Source organism: Streptomyces sp. DG2A-72 (assembly GCF_030499575.1).
Lineage (GTDB): Bacteria > Actinomycetota > Actinomycetes > Streptomycetales > Streptomycetaceae > Streptomyces.
Genome location: NZ_JASTLC010000001.1, coordinates 1655004 through 1672256 on the forward strand (window position 1 = coordinate 1655004; position 17253 = coordinate 1672256).

Genomic DNA, 17253 nt, shown 5'->3' on the forward strand with positions numbered 1-17253 from the left:
ACCGCCTCAGCCCTTCAGTCCGGACGTCGCCATGCCGTCGATCAGGTAGCGCTGGAAGGCCAGGAAGAAGGCGAGCACCGGCAGGAGGGCGACGAGCGTCATCGCGATCATGCCGCCGTAGTTGGCCACGCCCTCCTGGTCCACGAACATCTTCAGGCCGAGCGAGACCGTGTACTTGTCGGGCTCGTTGAGGTAGATCAGCGGCCCCATGAAGTCGTTCCAGGAATTGATGAAGGTGAAGATCGCGCTGGTGATCAGGGCCGGGCGGCACAGCGGGAGCACGATCGACCAGTAGATGCGCAGGTGTCCGCAGCCGTCGAGGCGCGCGGCCTCGTCGAGCTCCTTGGGGAGATTCCGCATGAACTGCATCATCAGGAAGACGAAGAACGCCTCCGTCGCCAGGTACTTCCCCAGCAGCAGCGGGGTGTACGTGTTGATCATCTCCATGTTGCGGAAGAGCACGTACTGCGGGATCAGCAGCACGTGGTACGGCAGCAGGAGGGTGCCGATCATCAGCGTGAACAGCAGATTGCGGCCCGCGAAGCGAATCCTCGCGAAGGCGTACGCCGTCAGCGAGCAGGACACCAGGATCCCGATCACGGAACCGATCGCGAGCGTCAGCGAGTTGACGAAGAACGTGGAGATCGAGATGTCCGCGATGCCATCGGACAGCCGTGTGTAGTTGTCGGTGATCGGATCGGTCGGGAAGAGATCCAGACTGCCGACGATGTCCTCGCTCTTCTTGAAAGAGCCGCCGATGACCCAGATCACCGGATAAAGGATCACCGCGAGGATCAGGAGGGATCCGACATGCCAGGCGATGGAGCCCGGCAGCATGCGGCGCAGCGCCCCCGCCCTCGTGGAGGGGGCCGGCGTGATGTCGGTGGCCTGTGCGCTCATCGGGCGACCTCCTCGTAGTGCACCCAGCGCTTCTGGGACCAGAACAGCACCGCCGTCACCAGAGCGACCGCGACCAGCAGCATCCACGCCATCGCGGAGGCCAGGCCCATCCGGCTGTTTTCGAAGCCCTGGACGTAGAGGTAGCAGGTGTAGACCATCGAACCGTCCGCGGGACCGCAGGCGTTGGCTCCGGCTCCGCCGCCGACGATGTACGCCGAGCTGAAGATCTGGAAGGAGTGGATCGTCTCCAGCAGGACGTTGAAGAACAGGACCGGGGAAATCATCGGCAGCGTGATGTTCCAGAACTGCCGCAGCTTGCCCGCCCCGTCGACCTCGGCCGCCTCGTACAGCTCCCGCGGGACCTGCTTGAGGCCCGCCAGGAAGATGACCATGGGGGCGCCGAACTGCCAGACGGTGAGCGCCACCAGGCTGTAGATGATCAGCTCCGGGTCGCCGGTCCAGCCGCCGACGTCGATCCCGAACAGCTTCTGCGTACGGTCCACGATCGCGTCGTCCGAGAAGATCGCCTTCCAGACGATGGCGACGGAGACGCTCGCCCCGATCAGCGACGGCGCGTAGAAGGCGGCCCGGTAGAAGGCCTGTCCGCGCCGCTTCTGCGCGAGCAGCAGCGCCACACCGAGGGCGGCGAGCAGCTTGAGCGGCGTACCGACGACGACGTACCACATCGTCACCTGCACCGAGTGGCGCCAGCGCGGGTCCCCGAACATCTCGGAGAAGTTGTCGAGGCCGATCCACTTCGGCGAGTCGAAGAGGTTGTAGTCGGTGAAGGCGAAGTAGAGCGAGGCGATCATCGGGCCTGCGGTGAGCAACAGGAATCCGGCGATCCAGGGGGACATGAAGAGATAGCCGGCCAGGTTCTCCCGGCGCCGCCGCCGCTTGAGGGCGGCGGGGCGCACGGGCTTCACCGGACCGTGCCGCGGCTCGGAGTCCTGGGACAGGCCCTCCATCGCAGGGGCGTGTGTCACGGTGGTTCCCATCAGGCGACGAGAGCCGTCTTCGACTCGGTGAAGAACTGCTTGACGGCCTCGTCCACGGAGCGGGTGCCCAGGGCGAGTTCCTCGGCGATGCGCAGGAACGCGGCCTCGCAGACGTCGGCGCCGTTCGGGTGCGGGGTGATCGGCTCCAGGACGCCGGACGCGACGAGGGACTCCTCGTAGGCGGCGATCCCCTTGTTCACCTCGTCGGTCGGCTTGAACGCGTCGTACTGGGCCTGTGTCGCGGGCACACCGCGGTCATAGCCCATGATCTTGGCGACCTCGGGGTCGTGCACCATGAAGTCGATGAACTGCGCTACTTCCTTGGGGTGCTGGGTGCGCTTGGAGGCGCTGAGCATGAGGGACCCGAGGTACTGGCCGGTCTTCTGGCCGTCGGTGGTCGGAATGGGCGCCAGGCCGTACTCGCTCTTGCCTTCGGAGGTGTAGCGAACGGTGAAGTTGTCCCAGGTGAACTCGCCGGCGGCGATCTCAGCGGAGACGGCCGACTTGGGCTTGACCTGAGCGACCTTCTTGGCATCCGCGTAGACGCCCTCCTCGACGCCCTTCTTGGCCTTCGTCCACCACTGGGTCAGATCCGCCTCGGTGAAGCCGAGTCCGTCCTCGGTGAAGAACGCCTTGCCGTTCTGGCGCAGGTACAGGTCGTAGAGGTACATGACGCCGTACATGCCGCTGTCACCGGCGCGCCCCGCCTTGTCGCGGATCTTCTTCATCGCCGCGTCGAAGTCGTCCCAGGTCCAGCCCTGTTCCGGCTTCACGCCGGCCTTGGTGTAGACGGGTTTGTCGATGACCAGGGCCATCGAGTTGGAGCCGACCGGAACTCCGAGGAGCTTTCCGTCGATCTCGCCGAACTTGTCCAGGCCGGCCCGGAAGCCGTCCATGGAGAGGTTGCCCGCGTCGACCTGGGCCTTGAGGTCGAGGAGTACGTTCTTCGCGTCGTATTTCCGCAGGAATGCAAAGGCATTCTGGAAGACGTCCGGCGGATTTCCGCCCGAGGCCTGGGTGTTGAACTTCTTCCAGAAGTCGGTGTACGGCTGGAAGTCCGTTTTCACCTTGATCTTCGGGTACTTCTTCTCGAAGAGCGCGATCGTCTTGTTGATGCGCTGGGCGCGGTCCTCGGCACCCCACCAGGCGTAACGGATCGTCACCGTCCCATCGGAGGAGGTGCCTCCGTCGCCGCCGCAGCCCGTCGTCGCGGCCAGCCCTAACGTGGCCGCCGTGGCTCCGGCCGCCTTCAGGATCGTACGCCTCTCAACATTCCTGCTGGTTCCCACAGTCGGGCCCCTCCCCGCAGCGTCGTTGCCGCCTGCATGAATCGTTTCAAGTAAGCGCTTGCTGGCACAAGGTACGAAGGGGTTGAGGGTGCGTCAATGATTCGGACAGGAATTTCTTGCGGCCCGGGTCGGCGATCAGGCGGCCTTCGGACGGGAGCTGTCGCGGCGGGCGAGGTGATGGCGCAGGTGAGAGGCGTGGGGTCGGCCGACCGAACGGGAAGTGGCCTGTCGCACGGGTATGGCGGGCGGCCGAAAGTCGCCGAGTGAGGCGGGGAGTTGCGGGCGGACCCAGGGACGGGGTCGTCGCGCTCACCACGCCGGGCCGGAGGCACACACACGACGGCGGCCCGCCTGCTCTCTCACAGACGGGCCGCCGTTCCCGGTGGGCGATACTGGGTTCGAACCAGTGACCTCTTCGGTGTGAACGAAGCGCTCTCCCACTGAGCTAATCGCCCGGGCGCAGGAAGAACATTACCCCATGTCAGGGCGTACCTGTGACTGAAGCCGACCGGTCACAGACACACCCCGCGCGGCTCACTGGTCCTTGATCTTCCAGGGCATCACGACGCCGAACTTCCAGAGGTAGATCCCGAGGAGAACGGCGATGATCACCAGGGTGATCGTCGTCAGGATGATGTTGCGGCGCCGCACCTTGGGATCGAGCGCGCGCTGTGCCGCCTCGGTGACCTTGCGCTTGGTCCAGCGGAGCACCAGCTGGGCCCAGACGAACTCGGTCGCCCAGATCGCCATGCCGCCGAAGATGATCACCCACCCCGGTCCGGGCAGGGGCAGCAGGATGATGCCCACGACCACGACCGCGAGGCCGACGGCGAAGATGCCGACCTGCCAGCTCAGGTGCAGTATCCGGCGCGCCTTGATGAACTCCGGTGCTCTCGAGCCGAGCGCCTGCTCGCTCTTCGCTCCGTCCGCCTTCGTCTCGTCCGCAGCCATGGCGACCTCGCCAGGCTCGTCACGCCCCGTATTCATACGGCCAAACCCTACCGGAGAGAAACCGGTCACCGGAATGGAGGTACGTCACGAACTGGTTCTCGGCCGGAAGAGTTACGTAAAGGCACGCAAAACACTCAGAGGGGTTTACAACGGCACCGTAGGTGGCATGTCGATTTCGCCGACGTGCGAATCCCCGAGCGCACACTGAGCGAAAGGCCCTGGCGCTTATGAACACCACGGTCAGCTGCGAGCTGCACCTGCGCCTCGTTGTGTCGAGCGAGTCCTCCCTGCCTGTCCCCGCAGGCCTGCGGTATGACACGGCCGACCCCTACGCCGTGCACGCCACCTTCCACACCGGTGCCGAGGAGACCGTCGAGTGGGTGTTCGCCCGCGACCTGCTCGCGGAGGGCCTCCACCGGCCCACGGGCACCGGCGACGTCCGCGTCTGGCCGTCGCGCAGTCACGGCCAGGGGGTCGTCTGCATCGCCCTGAGCTCTCCGGAGGGCGAGGCCCTGCTGGAGGCCCCGGCAAGGGCTCTGGAGTCGTTTCTGAAGCGCACGGATGCGGCTGTGCCACCCGGCACCGAGCATCGTCACTTCGATCTTGATCAGGAGCTCTCGCACATCCTGGCGGAAAGCTAGGGCGAGGCTCTCACCAGGCCGCCCGGCGCCGTCGACTCGGGGTGACGGCTCGGGCCAAGACAACCGCATATCGCATACAGCGGCACCGCCCGGCCTGTCCGGACGGTGCCGCTGCGTCGTACAGGGCTCCGGAGCGCCGCACGCCGCTTCGGCGAGGGCCGGTCAGCCATTACCATCGGCCAGCATCGGCGGGCGTCTGCCCGACCCCCAGGCCAGGGAGCGAAACGTGCTGATCACCCACGACACCCGGTGTGCGCTGGACACCGTGGTGGATCTGGTGAACACCGCGCCGGAGGACGATGCGACGCCGGACGGGCTGGCGAATGTCGCGGCTCTCGAGGATTTCGTACGAAACCACGAAATCAGTGATGTCGGGGTGCTCTCGGAGTTCGACCTCTCGGCGGTGCGGAAGATCCGCAGCCGGTTCGCGGGGATCTTCGCCGCACCGGACCCCCGGGCCGCGGCCGGGCTGATCAATGATCTGGTCGCCGCCGCGGGCACGACGCCCCGGCTCACCGACCACGACGGCTACGACTGGCACGTGCACTACTTCGCGCCCGGCGCCTCCGTCGCCGATCACCTGGCGGCGGACTGCGGGATGGCGCTGGCCTTCTTCGTGGTGGCCGGGGAGCAGGAGCGGCTGCGGCGGTGCGAGGCGCCCGACTGCCGGCACGCCTTCGTCGACCTCTCCCGGAACCGCTCGCGCCGGTACTGCGACAGCCGCACCTGCGGGAACCGTCTGCATGTCGCCGCGTACCGGGCGCGACGGAAAGAGGCGGCGGGCTGAGGGCGGGGGCGATCACGCCTGGACCGACCGCCCCGGCCGGGCCGATCACGCCTGAGTCGGACATCGATGCCGACGTGGCCCCGGCGGGTGGCGCCGGGGACCACGGGTACGGCTCACAGCAACAGCAGGTCGTGCAACGCGGCCATGAGCAGTAGACACCCGATCACCGCAAGGAAGATCATCAGCGGTGGCTGGGAAAGGGCGAAGAGGCATCCGCGCGGCTCATCCTGCGGCGGCGCGGCCTCGCTCTGTGTCGTGTCCAGCATCTCGCGGCGATGATGTCGCAGGTGATGGCCCCGACGCGATCAACACGCCCGCAATGTACGGGAGTTCGCCGAATTCCGTGACGGCGGGTTCAGGCCGTGATCATTTCTGGCTGCGCGCCGGTCGACTGTGTCGTTTCAGTCCGCCAGGCCGCCGTCATATGCCGTGCTTCTTGAGGATGGCCTCGATGTCGCTGAAGTCGTCCGCCTTGTCGGCGCGGGGTGCGGTCGCGGAGGGTGTCTTCGAGCGCGAGGCCGGGCCCAGGGAGGGCGCCGAGGCCGCCGGCGCCACCGCCTCGCCCTGTCCGGACCGGGCGGCTGCCTTGCGCTCCTTGCGGGTGCCGCCGCGACGGCGCTCCACCGCGCGTGTGCTCGCGAACAGCAGCCAGGACGCGCCGAGCACACCGAAGCCCGCCCAGGCCACCGGGCTGAACGCGGTGTCTGCGACCCAGTCGACGACCCCGGTCATCACCAGGCCGAGCGGGACGAGGGAGTAGGCCGCGATACGGGCGGCCGTGAGAAAACGCTTGCGGTACGCCGTGACCGCCGCGATGCCCAGGCCTGCCGCGGCGACGGCGGAACAGACGGTCTCGGCAATCATCCGGTCCTCCAGGCAGGGCTCGGTCGTGCACTTCGTCCCTTCCATCCTGCACCGTCCGGCCCCCGGCGGGCCATGGTCCGGGCGGACATCAGGGACATCTCCGGGTCGCCTCCTCCGAAGGTGCCGGACGGTGGCGTACGACCCGGGCGCATCGCACGCGGAGTTGTGCCCGGTGTGCGACCGGCGGCGACCGGCCTTCGGGCGCCGATTGGGTCGTCCGGGCCGGGGCTGGGAGACTGTGACCATGAGCGACTCCCCCTCCCCCGCCACACCCGTTCTCGACGTGTGGTGTGAGCTGCAGTGCCCGGACTGCCGTGGCGCGCTGGACGATCTCCGCGCCCTGCGGGCCCGCTACGGCGACCGGCTGGAGCTGCGGTTGCGGCACTTCCCGCTGGAGAAGCACAAGCACGCCTTCGCCGCCGCGCAGGCCGCCGAGGAGGCGCTGGAGCAGGGGCAGGGCTGGCCGTACGTCGAGGCGGTCCTGGCCAGGGTCGAGGAGCTGGACCGTAAGGGAGAACCCTTCCTGGTCGAGGTCGCGCGCGAACTCGGTCTCGACGCCGAGGAGTTCGACACCGCTCTGATCGACGGCCGGCACATCCTGATCGTCGACGCCGACCAGGCCGAGGGCAAGGCGATCGGCGTGACCGGCACGCCGACGTATGTCATCGGCGGCGAGCGGCTGGACGGCGGCAAGAGCCAGGAAGGGCTGCGCGAGCGCATCGAGGAGATCGCGGACCGGCTGCTCGCCGAGAAGCCTGAGGGGGCCTGAGCCAGGGGCTTACAGCAGGGGCTTGTGGAAGGCGTACAACGTCGTCTCGTAGCCGAGTGACTCGTACAGCCGCTCCGCCGGGGTGTTGCCCGCGTGCACGTTGAGTTCGAGGGCACGTCGCCCGGCGGCGATCGCCTGCCTCTCCGCCAGCAGCATCAGCGTACGGCCGTGCCCGTGTCCGCGATGGGCCGCGTCGGCCTCGACATCGAAGACGAACGCCTTGTCGTCCCGAAGGGCCAGCCACAGGGTGCCCACGCGCACACCCCCGTCCTCCAACACGCTGAACAGCATGTTCTCGGTGGTGAGGCCCTGTGGCAGAAGCGTCTCGTGATCGCGCTGCGACTTGGCGTACGCCTCGGCCTCGGGCACGCCCCGCTCGATCCACATACGGGCGTACTGCTCGGCCGCGTACTCGTGCCACGGCGCGAACTCGGCCTCCGTCATGGACCGCGCGCGGCTGCCGGCGGGCAGTTCGGGCGGCGTGTCGCCGAGTTGCTTCTCCATTCCGCGGCTGCGCAGGGCATAACCGAGGGCTTGGAAGAGCCGCAGTGCCGCGCCGACGTCGGCGGGGACACCCGTCTCGATCTGCTTGCAGCCCCAGCCGCGTGCCACCTCCTCCGCGGCGAGTGCGGCCACTGTCGCCCGGCCGCGGCGCCGGTCCGGCTCCTCGATGCGCAGGTCCAGGATGCGGGCCACCGTGTCGCCGAAGGACGGAGAGGTGCCGAGGTGTATCCGGCCCACTGGACGGCTGTTCACGCACACCTGGTAGCGGCGTGAACGCGTTCCGTTCGACTGGTGCTGAAGCGGCTCGGTCGGCCGCAGGGTCGTGGTCATCAGGGGTGTTCTACCCGCCGGGGCGGACGGGGGCAGCTCAATTTCCGAGGGGATCGACGTCGGCCCGGGACCGCTCGTCGAAGATCCGCATCGCCTTGGCGGTCACCGGACCGGGCGCGCCCGGCAGGAGGCGGTCGTCGACCCGGTGCACGGCCTGGACGTCCCGCAGCGTGGACGTCAGGAAGACCTCGTTGGCCCGTTCCAGGACGTCCAGTGGCAGGTCGGTCTCCTTCGCCCCGGTCCACTCGATCGTCAACGCGCGCGTGATGCCCGCGAGGCAGCCGGAGGCGAGCGGCGGGGTGTGGATCTCGCCGTCCAGGACCACGAAGACGTTCGACCCGGTGCCTTCGCAGAGTTGTCCGACCGTGTTGCCGAACAGCGCCTCGGTGGCGCCCTGTTGGCGTGCGCGGGCGAGGGCGACGACGTTCTCGGCGTACGAGGTCGTCTTCAGGCCGGTGAGTGCGCCGCGCTCGTTGCGGGTCCACGGCACGGTGACGACCGCCGTGGAGTCGGGGCGCCGGCTGGTCTCACCGAGGGCGACCACCAGGGTCGGGCCGTGCTCGCCGCGGTCGGAGCCCAGCGGGCCGTGGCCGCCGGTGTAGGTGATGCGCAGCCGGCCGAGCGGCATCGGGTTGGCGTCGAGGACGGCGGCGCAGGCGCGTCGTACCTCGTCGTGGTCCGGGTCGGGCAGACCCAGGCCGCGGGCGGAGCGGGTCAGCCGGTCGAGATGGCGGGTGAGCGCGAACGGCTTCCCGTCGGCCGCCTTCACCGTCTCGAAGATGCCGTCTCCCACGGTCAGCCCGTGGTCGAAGACGGAGACACGGGCGGCCTCGATGTCCTGCAGCCCGCCGTCGAGCCAAAGCTTCACTGATTCTACCTCGCAAGCATGTGCACGTGTCTGTTCGGCCGCGGCCGGCACGTCAGACTCCCGCTCCACTGTCCTCGTACGTTCCCGACGCTACCGCGAGCAGCCGGGACGCCTTCAGCTCGGTCTCCCGCCACTCCCCCTCCGGGTCGGACCCCCAGGTGATGCCGGCGCCCGTGCCGAAGCGCAGGACGCCCTCCGTCCGGTCGATCCAGAAGGTACGGATACCGACGGCCAGCTCGCCCGTCCCGCGGTCGGCGTCGACCCAGCCGATGCCGCCGCAGTACGGCCCCCTGGGCGCCGTCTCCAGCGCTTCGATGATCCTCAGGGCACTCGACTTGGGCGCCCCGGTGACCGAGCCGGGCGGGAACGTGGCGGCGAGCAGCTCCGGCCAGCCGGCCCCGGTACGCAGTTCGCCGCGGACGGTGGAGACGAGATGGACCAGGCCCGGGTGCTTCTCGACGGCACACAGATCGGGGACGGTCACGCTGCCGGTGCCGCAGGCACGCCCGAGGTCGTTGCGCACCAGATCCACGATCATCACGTTCTCGGCGTAGTCCTTCTCCAGCAGGTCCGCCTCGGTGCGTCCGGTGCCCTTGATCGGCCCGGACTCGACGACCCGGCCGTCCCGGCGCAGGAAGAGTTCCGGCGAGGCCGTGGCTATCTCCACCCCGTGGGCGGGCAGCCGGATCGTCCCCGCGAACGGTGCCGGGTTGCCGCGGGCCAGCAGCGCGGCGAGCGCGTCCACGTCGGCATCGGGCGGAATCGGTGCGGAGAGCACCCGGCAGAGGTTCGCCTGGTAGACCTCGCCGGCCGCGATGTGCTCACGGACACGCCGTACGCCCGCCATGTACGCAGCGCGGTCGAGGGACGACGTCCAGTCACCGGTCGCCGGTCCGCGCCAACGGCCCGGCACCGGGGCGGGCACGGGCTCCTGTCGTACGGCGGCGAAGCGGGCGCAGGTCAGCCGGCCCTCGAAGTCCGCGCAAACGGCCCAGAAACCGGTGGAGTCGAGGGCCGCGGGGTCGCTGGTGACATCGAGGAGACCGGTGGCGACGCGGTCAGCGAAGCGTGCGAGAGGAGGCAGGTCGGACACGCAGTCGAGTCTATGGCGGGTGTCACGCAGGTGACCTGGCCATGTCGCCTCGGCTGCCCCGGCCAGGTCGGCAACCGGGTGCAGCGCAGCACGCTGCACAAACGCGTTTTTGTACTGGCCCCGGAATCCGCTAGAGTTCAACTCGTCGCCGGGCCGCGGGAGCGGTACGAAACGACAAGCGGACGTAGCTCAGTTGGTAGAGCGCAACCTTGCCAAGGTTGAGGTCGCGAGTTCGAGCCTCGTCGTCCGCTCGAAGGAACAGGGGGTCCACCCGGACCCCCTACACTCCTGGTGGAGTGGCCGAGAGGCGAGGCAACGGCCTGCAAAGCCGTCTACACGGGTTCAAATCCCGTCTCCACCTCCAAGGACGATTAGCTCAGCGGGAGAGCGCTTCCCTGACACGGAAGAGGTCACTGGTTCAATCCCAGTATCGTCCACTGGATCTGCTGCTACGTCGGCAAGATCCGACTCGCGCGATTAGCTCAGCGGGAGAGCGCTTCCCTGACACGGAAGAGGTCACTGGTTCAATCCCAGTATCGCGCACGCACAGCTTGTGACCTTCGGGTCACGGTCCCGAGGACGATTAGCTCAGCGGGAGAGCGCTTCCCTGACACGGAAGAGGTCACTGGTTCAATCCCAGTATCGTCCACACACCGAAGCCCCCGGCCGTCTCGTACGGCCGGGGGCTTCGTGGTGGTCCGGTCAGCTGGAGAACAGCATGTGGCCGAAGCTCTTGTGGCGCTTATGGCCGTAGTGACCGCCGTGACCGCCGTGACCGCCGTGGTGGCCGCCGCCGTGCGGGGCGCCCCAGGCGGGTGCCTGCGGGGCGGGGTACGCCTGCGGGGCGGCCGGGGGCGGCGGAGCAGGCTGGGCCCACTGGGACTCGACGCGGGACAGCGCCTCCAGCTCGCCGTAGTCGAGGAAAATCCCGCGGCAGCCGCTGCACTGCTCGATCTGGACGCCATTGCGGTTGTACGTGTGCATCGGCGCACGGCACTTCGGACACTGCATGGTCGGCTCAACTCCTCGCCGGTCGGTCCTGCTTCGCGTTTCGCCAGGACAGACTCTGTCCGGCTGCGGTCGGTTGCACACTACTTCTCCGAGTGTGGGCTCAACTCCGGTGGGGCGGAACTCATTCGGTCGCAGGCGTCTACGAGGGACTGCTCGATCTCGTCCAGCGGACGGTCCGCGGCTGCCGCCTTGGTGATCGCGCGGGCGGCGGTCTGGACGGTGAGGGCGCGGGCGGGGACGTCCAGGGCCGGCCAGGGGTTGCCTTCGGCGGGGACGGCGGGGCCGCCGGCTTCGCGGTAGGCGGACAGGAAGCGGGTCCATTCGTCGGGTGCGAGCAGGCCGCAGGCGTACCAGGACGCGGGGCGGGCGAGGTCCCAGGCGGGTGCGCCGATGCCGAGGTCGTCGACGTCGATGAGTCGCCAAGGGCCTTTCGGGGCGGGGTGGCGGACGAGTTGGCCGAGGTGGAAGTCGCCGTGGCAGAGGGTCGTGGTGTCCGGCATGGGAATCTCGGCGCGGGCCCAGGCGGGGAGGGCGGTCCACGCTCGGAGGACCGGGGAGACGGCCGGGTGCGGGGCGAGGACGCGGAGGCGGGCGACGGCGTGGGCTGCCTTGGCGGGGCCGCGCATGGGGGGCAGTGCGTGAGGCGCGGGGGTCCTGTGGAGGCGGGCGAGGAGGGTGGCGGCGGCTTCCCAGGGGGCGGTGTCGGGGGTTTCCGGGTCTACGGGGGTGCCGTACGGCCAGAACGTCACGATACGGCCGTGGAGCGTGACCGGGGTCGGTGTGAGTGGGGGGAGGAGGACGTCCGGGAGGTGGGTGGCGACGGTGAGGCGGGGGGTGAGGTCGGTGAGGGTGGCGTCGGGGGCGTGCGCCTTGGCGACGGTGTCCTCGTGGCGGACGACTGTCGCGTCGGGGCGGTCGGCGAGGGTGACCGCGCCGGCTCCGCAAGGGCAGGCGGGGGTGCGGGCGTGGGCGGCGGCCCTTGCCTTTGCGGTGAGCACCGGGAGGAGGGGGTTGGTGGTCACGGGGCCCCTTGACGTGCGGATGGGTCTGGTGGCGAGGGTACGGAGGGGTTGGCGGCGAAGGTGTTGCGGGGCCGGTGCGGGAGTGTTCTTCGGCCGTGTCGGTGGGGTGCCCGGCGTGGTGGCTGGGGCGGGGGTCGCGCAGTCCGGCGCTGTGGCTAGGGCGGGGGTGGGTCGCGCGGCCCGGCGCTGACGGGGTGCCGCCTGCGCCCACCCGTGCCGCCCCAGGCGGCACGCATGCCCGCAGCTTGGGCGGGACAGCAGCCCGCCGCCTGCCGGGTGGACCCCGCCCCAGGCGGCACGCATGCCCGCAGCTTGGGCGGGACAGCAGCCCGCCGCCTGCCGGGTGGACCCCGCCCCAGGCGGCACGCATGCCCGCAGCTTGGCGGGACGGCAGCCCGCCGCCTGCCGGGTGGGCCCCGCCCCGGCCACGCGAGCACCGGCGTCAGCCCCATCGCCCCTCGCACCGCAACCATCAATTGAGGAACCACGACGGCGAGCACCACGTCTGCGTAAGCGGCGCCGGTTTAGGCGCAAAAAACAGCAATGCCGGCGCAGCTCCCCAGCTGCGCCGGCATTTGTGCCGTCCGCCGCACCCCCGTCCCCACGGGGTTTCATGGATGGATGTCCCCGCCCGGACCGCTCTTCCGGGCCTGGGGTCGCCGCTCAGCGCCCCAGCACCACACCCACGGACGACGCCTGTGTGGCCACTGTCTCCCAGCCGTCGAAGACGACCAGGAGCAGGACCGCCAGGGGAAGGGCCATCGCCGTTGCCACCAAGGGGTGGCGGCGGCCCTGGCGGCGCGAGTGGAACGCGGCGCTGTACGCCCTGCGTCCCTGTGTGCGGATCATCGTCCGCGGTGCCGTCTGGGCCATGGTCCCTCTCCTGACCGAACTCAGTTGTCGTTGGCAGCGGCGGGTGTCTGACCTCGGGGGACGAGTGCTGCACCCGCCGCTTGACTTCAAATTTAGGGGCGCGGCGAGCCGGGGGCGTCATGCCCTCGTACCGATTGCCGGGCCTCCCGGAGGATGAGCGGTTCCCCGCGGAGTACTCCCCTGGGTGGAGACGGGGTCCTAGGTCTCGGGGTCTTCCCGGAGGGGGTGCCCACTGTGTCCTGACTTTTCCGAGCTGTCCTCCCGGGGTATCGGCTGCTCGACCAGCGCCAGGACCCGGTTCGCCATGAAACGGGCCGTGCGCACCACGGACCCGCTTCGGGTGACTTCACTCACTTCCACGACACCTCGGCGTACCGCCGTCTCCACCCTGCGGCCCGCCCTGCTCGCCACCACCTCGTACGTGCGCGTCGTGTCCCCGGCGTCCACGACTATCTCCACGCGATCACCCTTCACGGGTTCAATCCCCCTTCTGTGACGGGTCGTTGGGATCCGCACGCACCCGAAGTCCGCCTGCTCGCACGCTCCCTGACCACTCTTCAAGTCTCCCACCCGGCACTGACAATCCATCGGGCCGAGAGGGCGCGGCCTCTGCGCGCGGGCGGCCGTGGAAACGTAAGCTGTGCCACGTCACAGGGACCGGGCAGCGGGGATGAACATGGCGATGATGCGCCTGAGGCGCGAGGACCCGCGCGTCGTCGGCTCATTCAGGCTTCACAGACGGCTCGGCGCGGGCGGGATGGGCGTGGTCTACCTGGGCTCCGACAAGAAGGGGCAGCGGGTCGCGCTCAAGGTCATCCGGCCCGATCTGGCGGAGGACCAGGAGTTCCGGTCGCGTTTCGCGCGCGAGGTGTCGGCGGCCCGGCGGATCCGGGGCGGCTGCACCGCCCGGCTGGTCGCGGCGGATCTCGACGCCGAACGGCCGTGGTTCGCCACGCAGTACGTGCCCGGCCCGTCCCTGCACGACAAGGTCGCCGGCGAGGGGCCGCTGGTCGCCGCCGATGTCGCCGCCGTCGGAGCCGCCCTGTCGGAGGGGCTGGTCGCCGTGCACGAGGCCGGGGTCGTGCACCGGGACCTGAAGCCGTCCAACATCCTGCTGTCCCCGAAGGGGCCGCGGATCATCGACTTCGGCATCGCCTGGGCGACCGGTGCCTCGACCCTCACCCACGTCGGCACGGCCGTCGGCTCGCCCGGCTTCCTCGCCCCCGAGCAGGTGCGGGGCGCCGCGGTGACGCCCGCCACGGACGTGTTCTCCCTCGGCGCGACGCTGGCGTACGCCTCGATGGGCGACTCGCCCTTCGGTCACGGCAGTTCCGAAGTGATGCTGTACCGGGTGGTGCACGAGGAGGCGCAGCTGCGCGGCGTTCCCGACGCGCTGGCCCCGCTCGTGCGGGCCTGTCTGGCGAAGGACCCCGAGGAGCGCCCCAGTACTCTCCAGCTGTCGCTGCGGCTGAAGGAGATCGCGGCCCGCGAGGCACAGGGGATCGCCGAGGCGCGTCCGCCCGCGCCCCGCACCGGGGAGGCGGACCGGCCCACCGGGCGGCTCGCCGACACCTACCCCGAGCGCGGTCTCCAGCGACGCCCTCAGGGGCAGCCGGGACCGGCGCCGGGCGCGCCGAGCGGACCGCCCGCGCCTCGGGGATCCGTCGCCGGGTCGCGCGGCTCTGCCACCGGGCGGGACACGGCGCCGCCGTCGCGGAACGGGACTCCACAGCGGGGCACCGGCACTCCGCGCGGCGCCAATGGCTCGCGCGGCAGCGGTACGTCGACTCCCCGGCAGGGCACCCCACGGACCACCCCCGCGACCCGGAACTCGACGCGCTCGGGCAACGGCAGCAGGCCAACCCCACGCAGTGGCAACGGTCGTCCCGCTCCCCGGACCACGGGCGCCGGGCGACGGCCCGCCAATCCGCGGCTGCTGCGACAGCGGCTGTTCGTGTTCGTCGTCGTGACCCTGCTGGTCGCGCTCGGCATCGCGGCGGCCCAGGGCTGTCAGGGGCCCTCGCGTGGGCTCGGCGGCGACGGGGACGTCGTACGACAGCAGGAGCGGGTGGACGTACCACCGCATGACCCGTCGCTGGACGGGCGGCAGGTTGCGGACAGGCCCTAGAGCTGAGGCCGGCCGGTCGCCACGGCGTAGAAGGCGACCGCCGCCGCCGCTCCCACGTTGAGGGAGTCGACGTCGTGGGACATGGGGATGCGGACCCATTCGTCGGCGGCGACCAGGGCCTGGGTGGACAGGCCGTCGCCCTCGGCGCCGAGCATCAGGGCCACCCGGTCCATCCGGTGCGGCGCGGCCTCGTCGAGGGTCTTGGCCTTCTCGTCCGGGGTGAGGGCGAGGAGGGCGAAGCCGGCCTCGCGGACCGATTCCAGGCCCTTGGGCCAGGTGTCCAGGCGGGCGTACGGCACGGAGAAGACGGCGCCCATCGAGACCTTCACGCTGCGGCGGTAGAGCGGGTCCGCGCAGTCCGGGGAGAGCAGTACCGCGTCCATGCCGAGGGCGGCGGCGGAGCGGAAGATCGCGCCGATGTTGGTGTGGTCGTTGACGGACTCCATGACCACCACCCGGCGTGCGGTCTGCAGGAGTTCGGCCGCCGTCGGCAGCGGCTTGCGCTGCATGGAGGCGAGCGCGCCGCGGTGCACGTGGTAGCCGGTGACCTGCTCGGCGAGTTCCGGGCTGACCGCGTAGACGGGGGCGGGGAGTTCGTCGATGACGTCGCGCATGACGTCGACCCACTTGGCGGACAGCAGCATCGAACGCATCTCGTAGCCTGTGTCCTTCGCCCGCCGGATGACCTTCTCGCCCTCGGCGATGAACAGGCCCTCGGCGGGCTCGCGCTTCCGGCGCAGCTCTACGTCGGTCAGGCCCGTGTAGTCGTGCAGGCGCGGGTCGTCGGGATCCTGGACGGTGATGAGATCGGCCACAGGGTGATACTGCCTTGTCGTGCGTGCGGTGCCAACGGCTCGGGACGGGTTCTGTTACCCCGGGTTACGCGGGCGTGTGCGGGCCTACTGTGACCACCTCGCCGATGACGATCACCGCCGGCGGCTTCACCTCGTGGGTGAGCACGGACTCACCGGCCGTGGCGAGGGTCGCGTCGACCCGGCGCTGGCCCGCTGTCGTGCCCTCCTGGATCAGGGCGACGGGCGTGTCCGGGGACTTGCCGTGGGCGATGAGCGTCTCGGCGACCTTCCCGATCGTGGCGACGCCCATGAGGATCACCAGCGTGCCGGTGAGCCGGGCGACGGACGGCCAGTCGACCAGGGAGCGCTCGTCGTCGGGGGCGATGTGACCGCTGACCACGGTGAACTCGTGGGCGACACCGCGGTGGGTGACCGGGATGCCGGCGGCACCCGGGACCGAGATCGAGCTGGAGATGCCGGGCACGACGGTGCACGGGACGCCGGCCTCGGCCAGTGCCTGGACCTCCTCCATGCCGCGGCCGTAGACGAAGGGGTCGCCGCCCTTGAGACGTACGACGGACTTGCCCGCCTTGGCATGCTCGATCAGCGCGTTGTTGATGGCCTCCTGGGCCATGAACCGGCCGTACGGCAGCTTCGCCGCGTCGATCACCTCGACGCTCGGGGGGAGCTCCGCGAGCAGGTCACGCGGGCCAAGGTGATCGGTGATGACCACGTCGGCCTCGGCGAGCAGGCGGCGTCCGCGGACCGTGATCAGGTCCGGGTCGCCGGGGCCGCCGCCGACCAGCGCGACGCCGGGGGTGCGGGTGCGGTGGTGGGGGGCGACGAGGGTGCCGTCGCGGAGGCCCTCGACGACCGCGTCGCGGATGGCGGCGGTGTGGCGGGGGTCGCGGCCGCGCGCCTCCGTCGTGAGGACGGCGACCGTGACGCCCTCGCTGTGGCCGGTGGCGGGGGTCCAGGCCGTCGCCTGATCTGCGTCGTCGGAGCGGACGCACCAGACGCGGTGGCGCTCCGCTTCGGCCGAGGCATTTTCGTTGGCCTCGTGGTCGCTGGTGGCGATGAGGGCGTACCAGGCGTCGGCGAGGTCGCCCTCGGCGTACGGGCGCTTGTGCCAGGTGATCTCGCCCGCGTCTGCCATGGCTTCCACCGACGGGGTCGCCTCGGGCGATACGAGCACGATGTCGGCGCCCGCTGCGATGAGTGCCGGGAGGCGGCGCTGGGCGACCTGGCCGCCGCCGAGGACGACGACCCGGCGGCCGGTGAGGCGGAGGCCTACGGGGTAGGCGGGGTGTTCGGCCATGAGGGTGCGGCTCCTCTTTACGGCGGTGCAGTGGCCCTGACGTGCGAATTTTACGGTGCGGGCGGGGAGGACGGATCAGGTGTCCGGTTGCTGAGCGTCGTTGCCGGTGCGTG

Annotated in this window: 19 protein-coding genes and 6 tRNA genes; 9 read left to right on the forward strand and 16 right to left on the reverse strand. The window is 70.1% G+C overall.

From position 1 onward, the window contains the following. Positions 1 to 6: 6 nt before the first annotated feature. From QQY66_RS07990 to QQY66_RS08010, 5 genes are all read right to left on the reverse strand, one after another. A complete protein-coding gene (locus QQY66_RS07990; protein WP_301978378.1) occupies positions 7 to 900 on the reverse strand; it encodes a carbohydrate ABC transporter permease in 894 nt (297 codons plus the stop codon). Continuing rightward, positions 897 to 1898 carry a carbohydrate ABC transporter permease gene (locus tag QQY66_RS07995; RefSeq protein WP_301978379.1) on the reverse strand — a complete coding sequence of 334 codons (1002 nt, stop codon included), beginning with the start codon at positions 1896 to 1898 and terminating at the stop codon, positions 897 to 899. Before QQY66_RS07995 ends, QQY66_RS07990 begins: the two co-directional genes overlap by 4 nt. Continuing rightward, on the reverse strand, positions 1898 to 3187 hold the full coding sequence (locus QQY66_RS08000; protein ID WP_301978380.1) for an ABC transporter substrate-binding protein: 1290 nt from the start codon (positions 3185 to 3187) through the stop codon (positions 1898 to 1900). Before QQY66_RS08000 ends, QQY66_RS07995 begins: the two co-directional genes overlap by 1 nt. Positions 3188 to 3570: 383 nt before the next feature. Beyond that, a tRNA-Val gene (locus tag QQY66_RS08005) sits at positions 3571 to 3642 on the reverse strand. Between the two features lie 79 nt (positions 3643 to 3721). Continuing rightward, on the reverse strand, positions 3722 to 4174 hold the full coding sequence (locus QQY66_RS08010; RefSeq protein ID WP_301978381.1) for a TIGR02611 family protein: 453 nt from the start codon (positions 4172 to 4174) through the stop codon (positions 3722 to 3724). Positions 4175 to 4365: 191 nt separating this feature from the next. Here QQY66_RS08010 and QQY66_RS08015 point away from each other — a divergent pair, with 191 nt between their 5' ends. Both QQY66_RS08015 and QQY66_RS08020 read left to right on the forward strand, forming a co-directional pair. Next, a complete protein-coding gene (locus QQY66_RS08015) occupies positions 4366 to 4779 on the forward strand; it encodes an SsgA family sporulation/cell division regulator (RefSeq protein WP_004002642.1) in 414 nt (137 codons plus the stop codon). Positions 4780 to 5005: 226 nt separating this feature from the next. Next, positions 5006 to 5566 carry a CGNR zinc finger domain-containing protein gene (locus QQY66_RS08020; protein WP_301978382.1) on the forward strand — a complete coding sequence of 187 codons (561 nt, stop codon included), beginning with the start codon at positions 5006 to 5008 and terminating at the stop codon, positions 5564 to 5566. Between the two features lie 113 nt (positions 5567 to 5679). On the opposite strand, the gene QQY66_RS08025 is transcribed toward QQY66_RS08020, so the two are convergent. Beyond that, the gene (locus QQY66_RS08025; protein WP_004002639.1) at positions 5680 to 5832 is read right to left on the reverse strand and encodes a hypothetical protein; all 153 of its coding nucleotides are present in this window, start codon (positions 5830 to 5832) and stop codon (positions 5680 to 5682) included. Between the two features lie 154 nt (positions 5833 to 5986). After that, a complete protein-coding gene (locus tag QQY66_RS08030) occupies positions 5987 to 6430 on the reverse strand; it encodes a hypothetical protein (protein WP_301987225.1) in 444 nt (147 codons plus the stop codon). Positions 6431 to 6674: 244 nt separating this feature from the next. Between QQY66_RS08030 and QQY66_RS08035 the strand changes: the two genes are divergently transcribed. Beyond that, on the forward strand, positions 6675 to 7199 hold the full coding sequence (locus QQY66_RS08035) for a DsbA family protein (protein WP_301978383.1): 525 nt from the start codon (positions 6675 to 6677) through the stop codon (positions 7197 to 7199). 9 nt (positions 7200 to 7208) lie between these two features. On the opposite strand, the gene QQY66_RS08040 is transcribed toward QQY66_RS08035, so the two are convergent. The 3 genes from QQY66_RS08040 to QQY66_RS08050 are packed head-to-tail and all read right to left on the reverse strand — an operon-like array spanning position 7209 to position 9994. Continuing rightward, positions 7209 to 8033: a GNAT family N-acetyltransferase gene (locus QQY66_RS08040; RefSeq protein ID WP_301978384.1), complete on the reverse strand. Its 825-nt coding sequence runs from the start codon at positions 8031 to 8033 to the stop codon at positions 7209 to 7211. 37 nt (positions 8034 to 8070) lie between these two features. Next, positions 8071 to 8901: an aminotransferase class IV gene (locus QQY66_RS08045; protein ID WP_301978385.1), complete on the reverse strand. Its 831-nt coding sequence runs from the start codon at positions 8899 to 8901 to the stop codon at positions 8071 to 8073. Positions 8902 to 8953: 52 nt separating this feature from the next. Then, positions 8954 to 9994 (reverse strand): chorismate-binding protein, encoded by a 1041-nt coding sequence (locus tag QQY66_RS08050; protein WP_301978386.1) that lies wholly within the window; start codon positions 9992 to 9994, stop codon positions 8954 to 8956. Between the two features lie 178 nt (positions 9995 to 10172). Here QQY66_RS08050 and QQY66_RS08055 point away from each other — a divergent pair. The 5 genes from QQY66_RS08055 (at position 10173) to QQY66_RS08075 (ending at position 10643) form a co-directional block, all read left to right on the forward strand. Further along, positions 10173 to 10245, forward strand: a tRNA-Gly gene (locus tag QQY66_RS08055). A 39-nt stretch (positions 10246 to 10284) separates the two neighbouring features. Further along, positions 10285 to 10358, forward strand: a tRNA-Cys gene (locus tag QQY66_RS08060). Position 10359: 1 nt separating this feature from the next. Next, positions 10360 to 10431, forward strand: a tRNA-Val gene (locus QQY66_RS08065). A gap of 34 nt (positions 10432 to 10465) precedes the next feature. Next, positions 10466 to 10537, forward strand: a tRNA-Val gene (locus QQY66_RS08070). Positions 10538 to 10571: 34 nt separating this feature from the next. Next, positions 10572 to 10643, forward strand: a tRNA-Val gene (locus QQY66_RS08075). A 53-nt stretch (positions 10644 to 10696) separates the two neighbouring features. On the opposite strand, the gene QQY66_RS08080 is transcribed toward QQY66_RS08075, so the two are convergent. The 4 genes from QQY66_RS08080 to QQY66_RS08095 form a co-directional block, all read right to left on the reverse strand. Further along, positions 10697 to 11005, reverse strand: coding sequence for a zf-TFIIB domain-containing protein (locus tag QQY66_RS08080; RefSeq protein WP_301978387.1), 309 nt, complete (start codon positions 11003 to 11005; stop codon positions 10697 to 10699). Positions 11006 to 11085: 80 nt separating this feature from the next. Further along, complete coding sequence (locus QQY66_RS08085) at positions 11086 to 12027, reverse strand: phosphotransferase family protein (RefSeq protein WP_301978388.1); 942 nt, start codon at positions 12025 to 12027, stop codon at positions 11086 to 11088. Between the two features lie 663 nt (positions 12028 to 12690). Next, positions 12691 to 12900 (reverse strand): hypothetical protein, encoded by a 210-nt coding sequence (locus QQY66_RS08090; protein WP_301978389.1) that lies wholly within the window; start codon positions 12898 to 12900, stop codon positions 12691 to 12693. 198 nt (positions 12901 to 13098) lie between these two features. Beyond that, a complete protein-coding gene (locus QQY66_RS08095) occupies positions 13099 to 13374 on the reverse strand; it encodes a hypothetical protein (protein WP_301978390.1) in 276 nt (91 codons plus the stop codon). A gap of 196 nt (positions 13375 to 13570) precedes the next feature. Between QQY66_RS08095 and QQY66_RS08100 the strand changes: the two genes are divergently transcribed. Continuing rightward, positions 13571 to 15028 carry a serine/threonine protein kinase gene (locus tag QQY66_RS08100; RefSeq protein WP_301987227.1) on the forward strand — a complete coding sequence of 486 codons (1458 nt, stop codon included), beginning with the start codon at positions 13571 to 13573 and terminating at the stop codon, positions 15026 to 15028. Here QQY66_RS08100 and QQY66_RS08105 read toward each other — a convergent pair. Together QQY66_RS08105 and cobA are read right to left on the reverse strand one after the other, a co-directional pair. Beyond that, the gene (locus QQY66_RS08105) at positions 15025 to 15843 is read right to left on the reverse strand and encodes an RNA methyltransferase (RefSeq protein ID WP_301978391.1); all 819 of its coding nucleotides are present in this window, start codon (positions 15841 to 15843) and stop codon (positions 15025 to 15027) included. The genes QQY66_RS08100 and QQY66_RS08105 overlap by 4 nt on opposite strands. 64 nt (positions 15844 to 15907) lie before the next feature. After that, positions 15908 to 17140 carry a uroporphyrinogen-III C-methyltransferase gene (gene cobA / locus QQY66_RS08110; RefSeq protein ID WP_301978392.1) on the reverse strand — a complete coding sequence of 411 codons (1233 nt, stop codon included), beginning with the start codon at positions 17138 to 17140 and terminating at the stop codon, positions 15908 to 15910. Between the last annotated feature and the right edge of the window lie 113 nt (positions 17141 to 17253).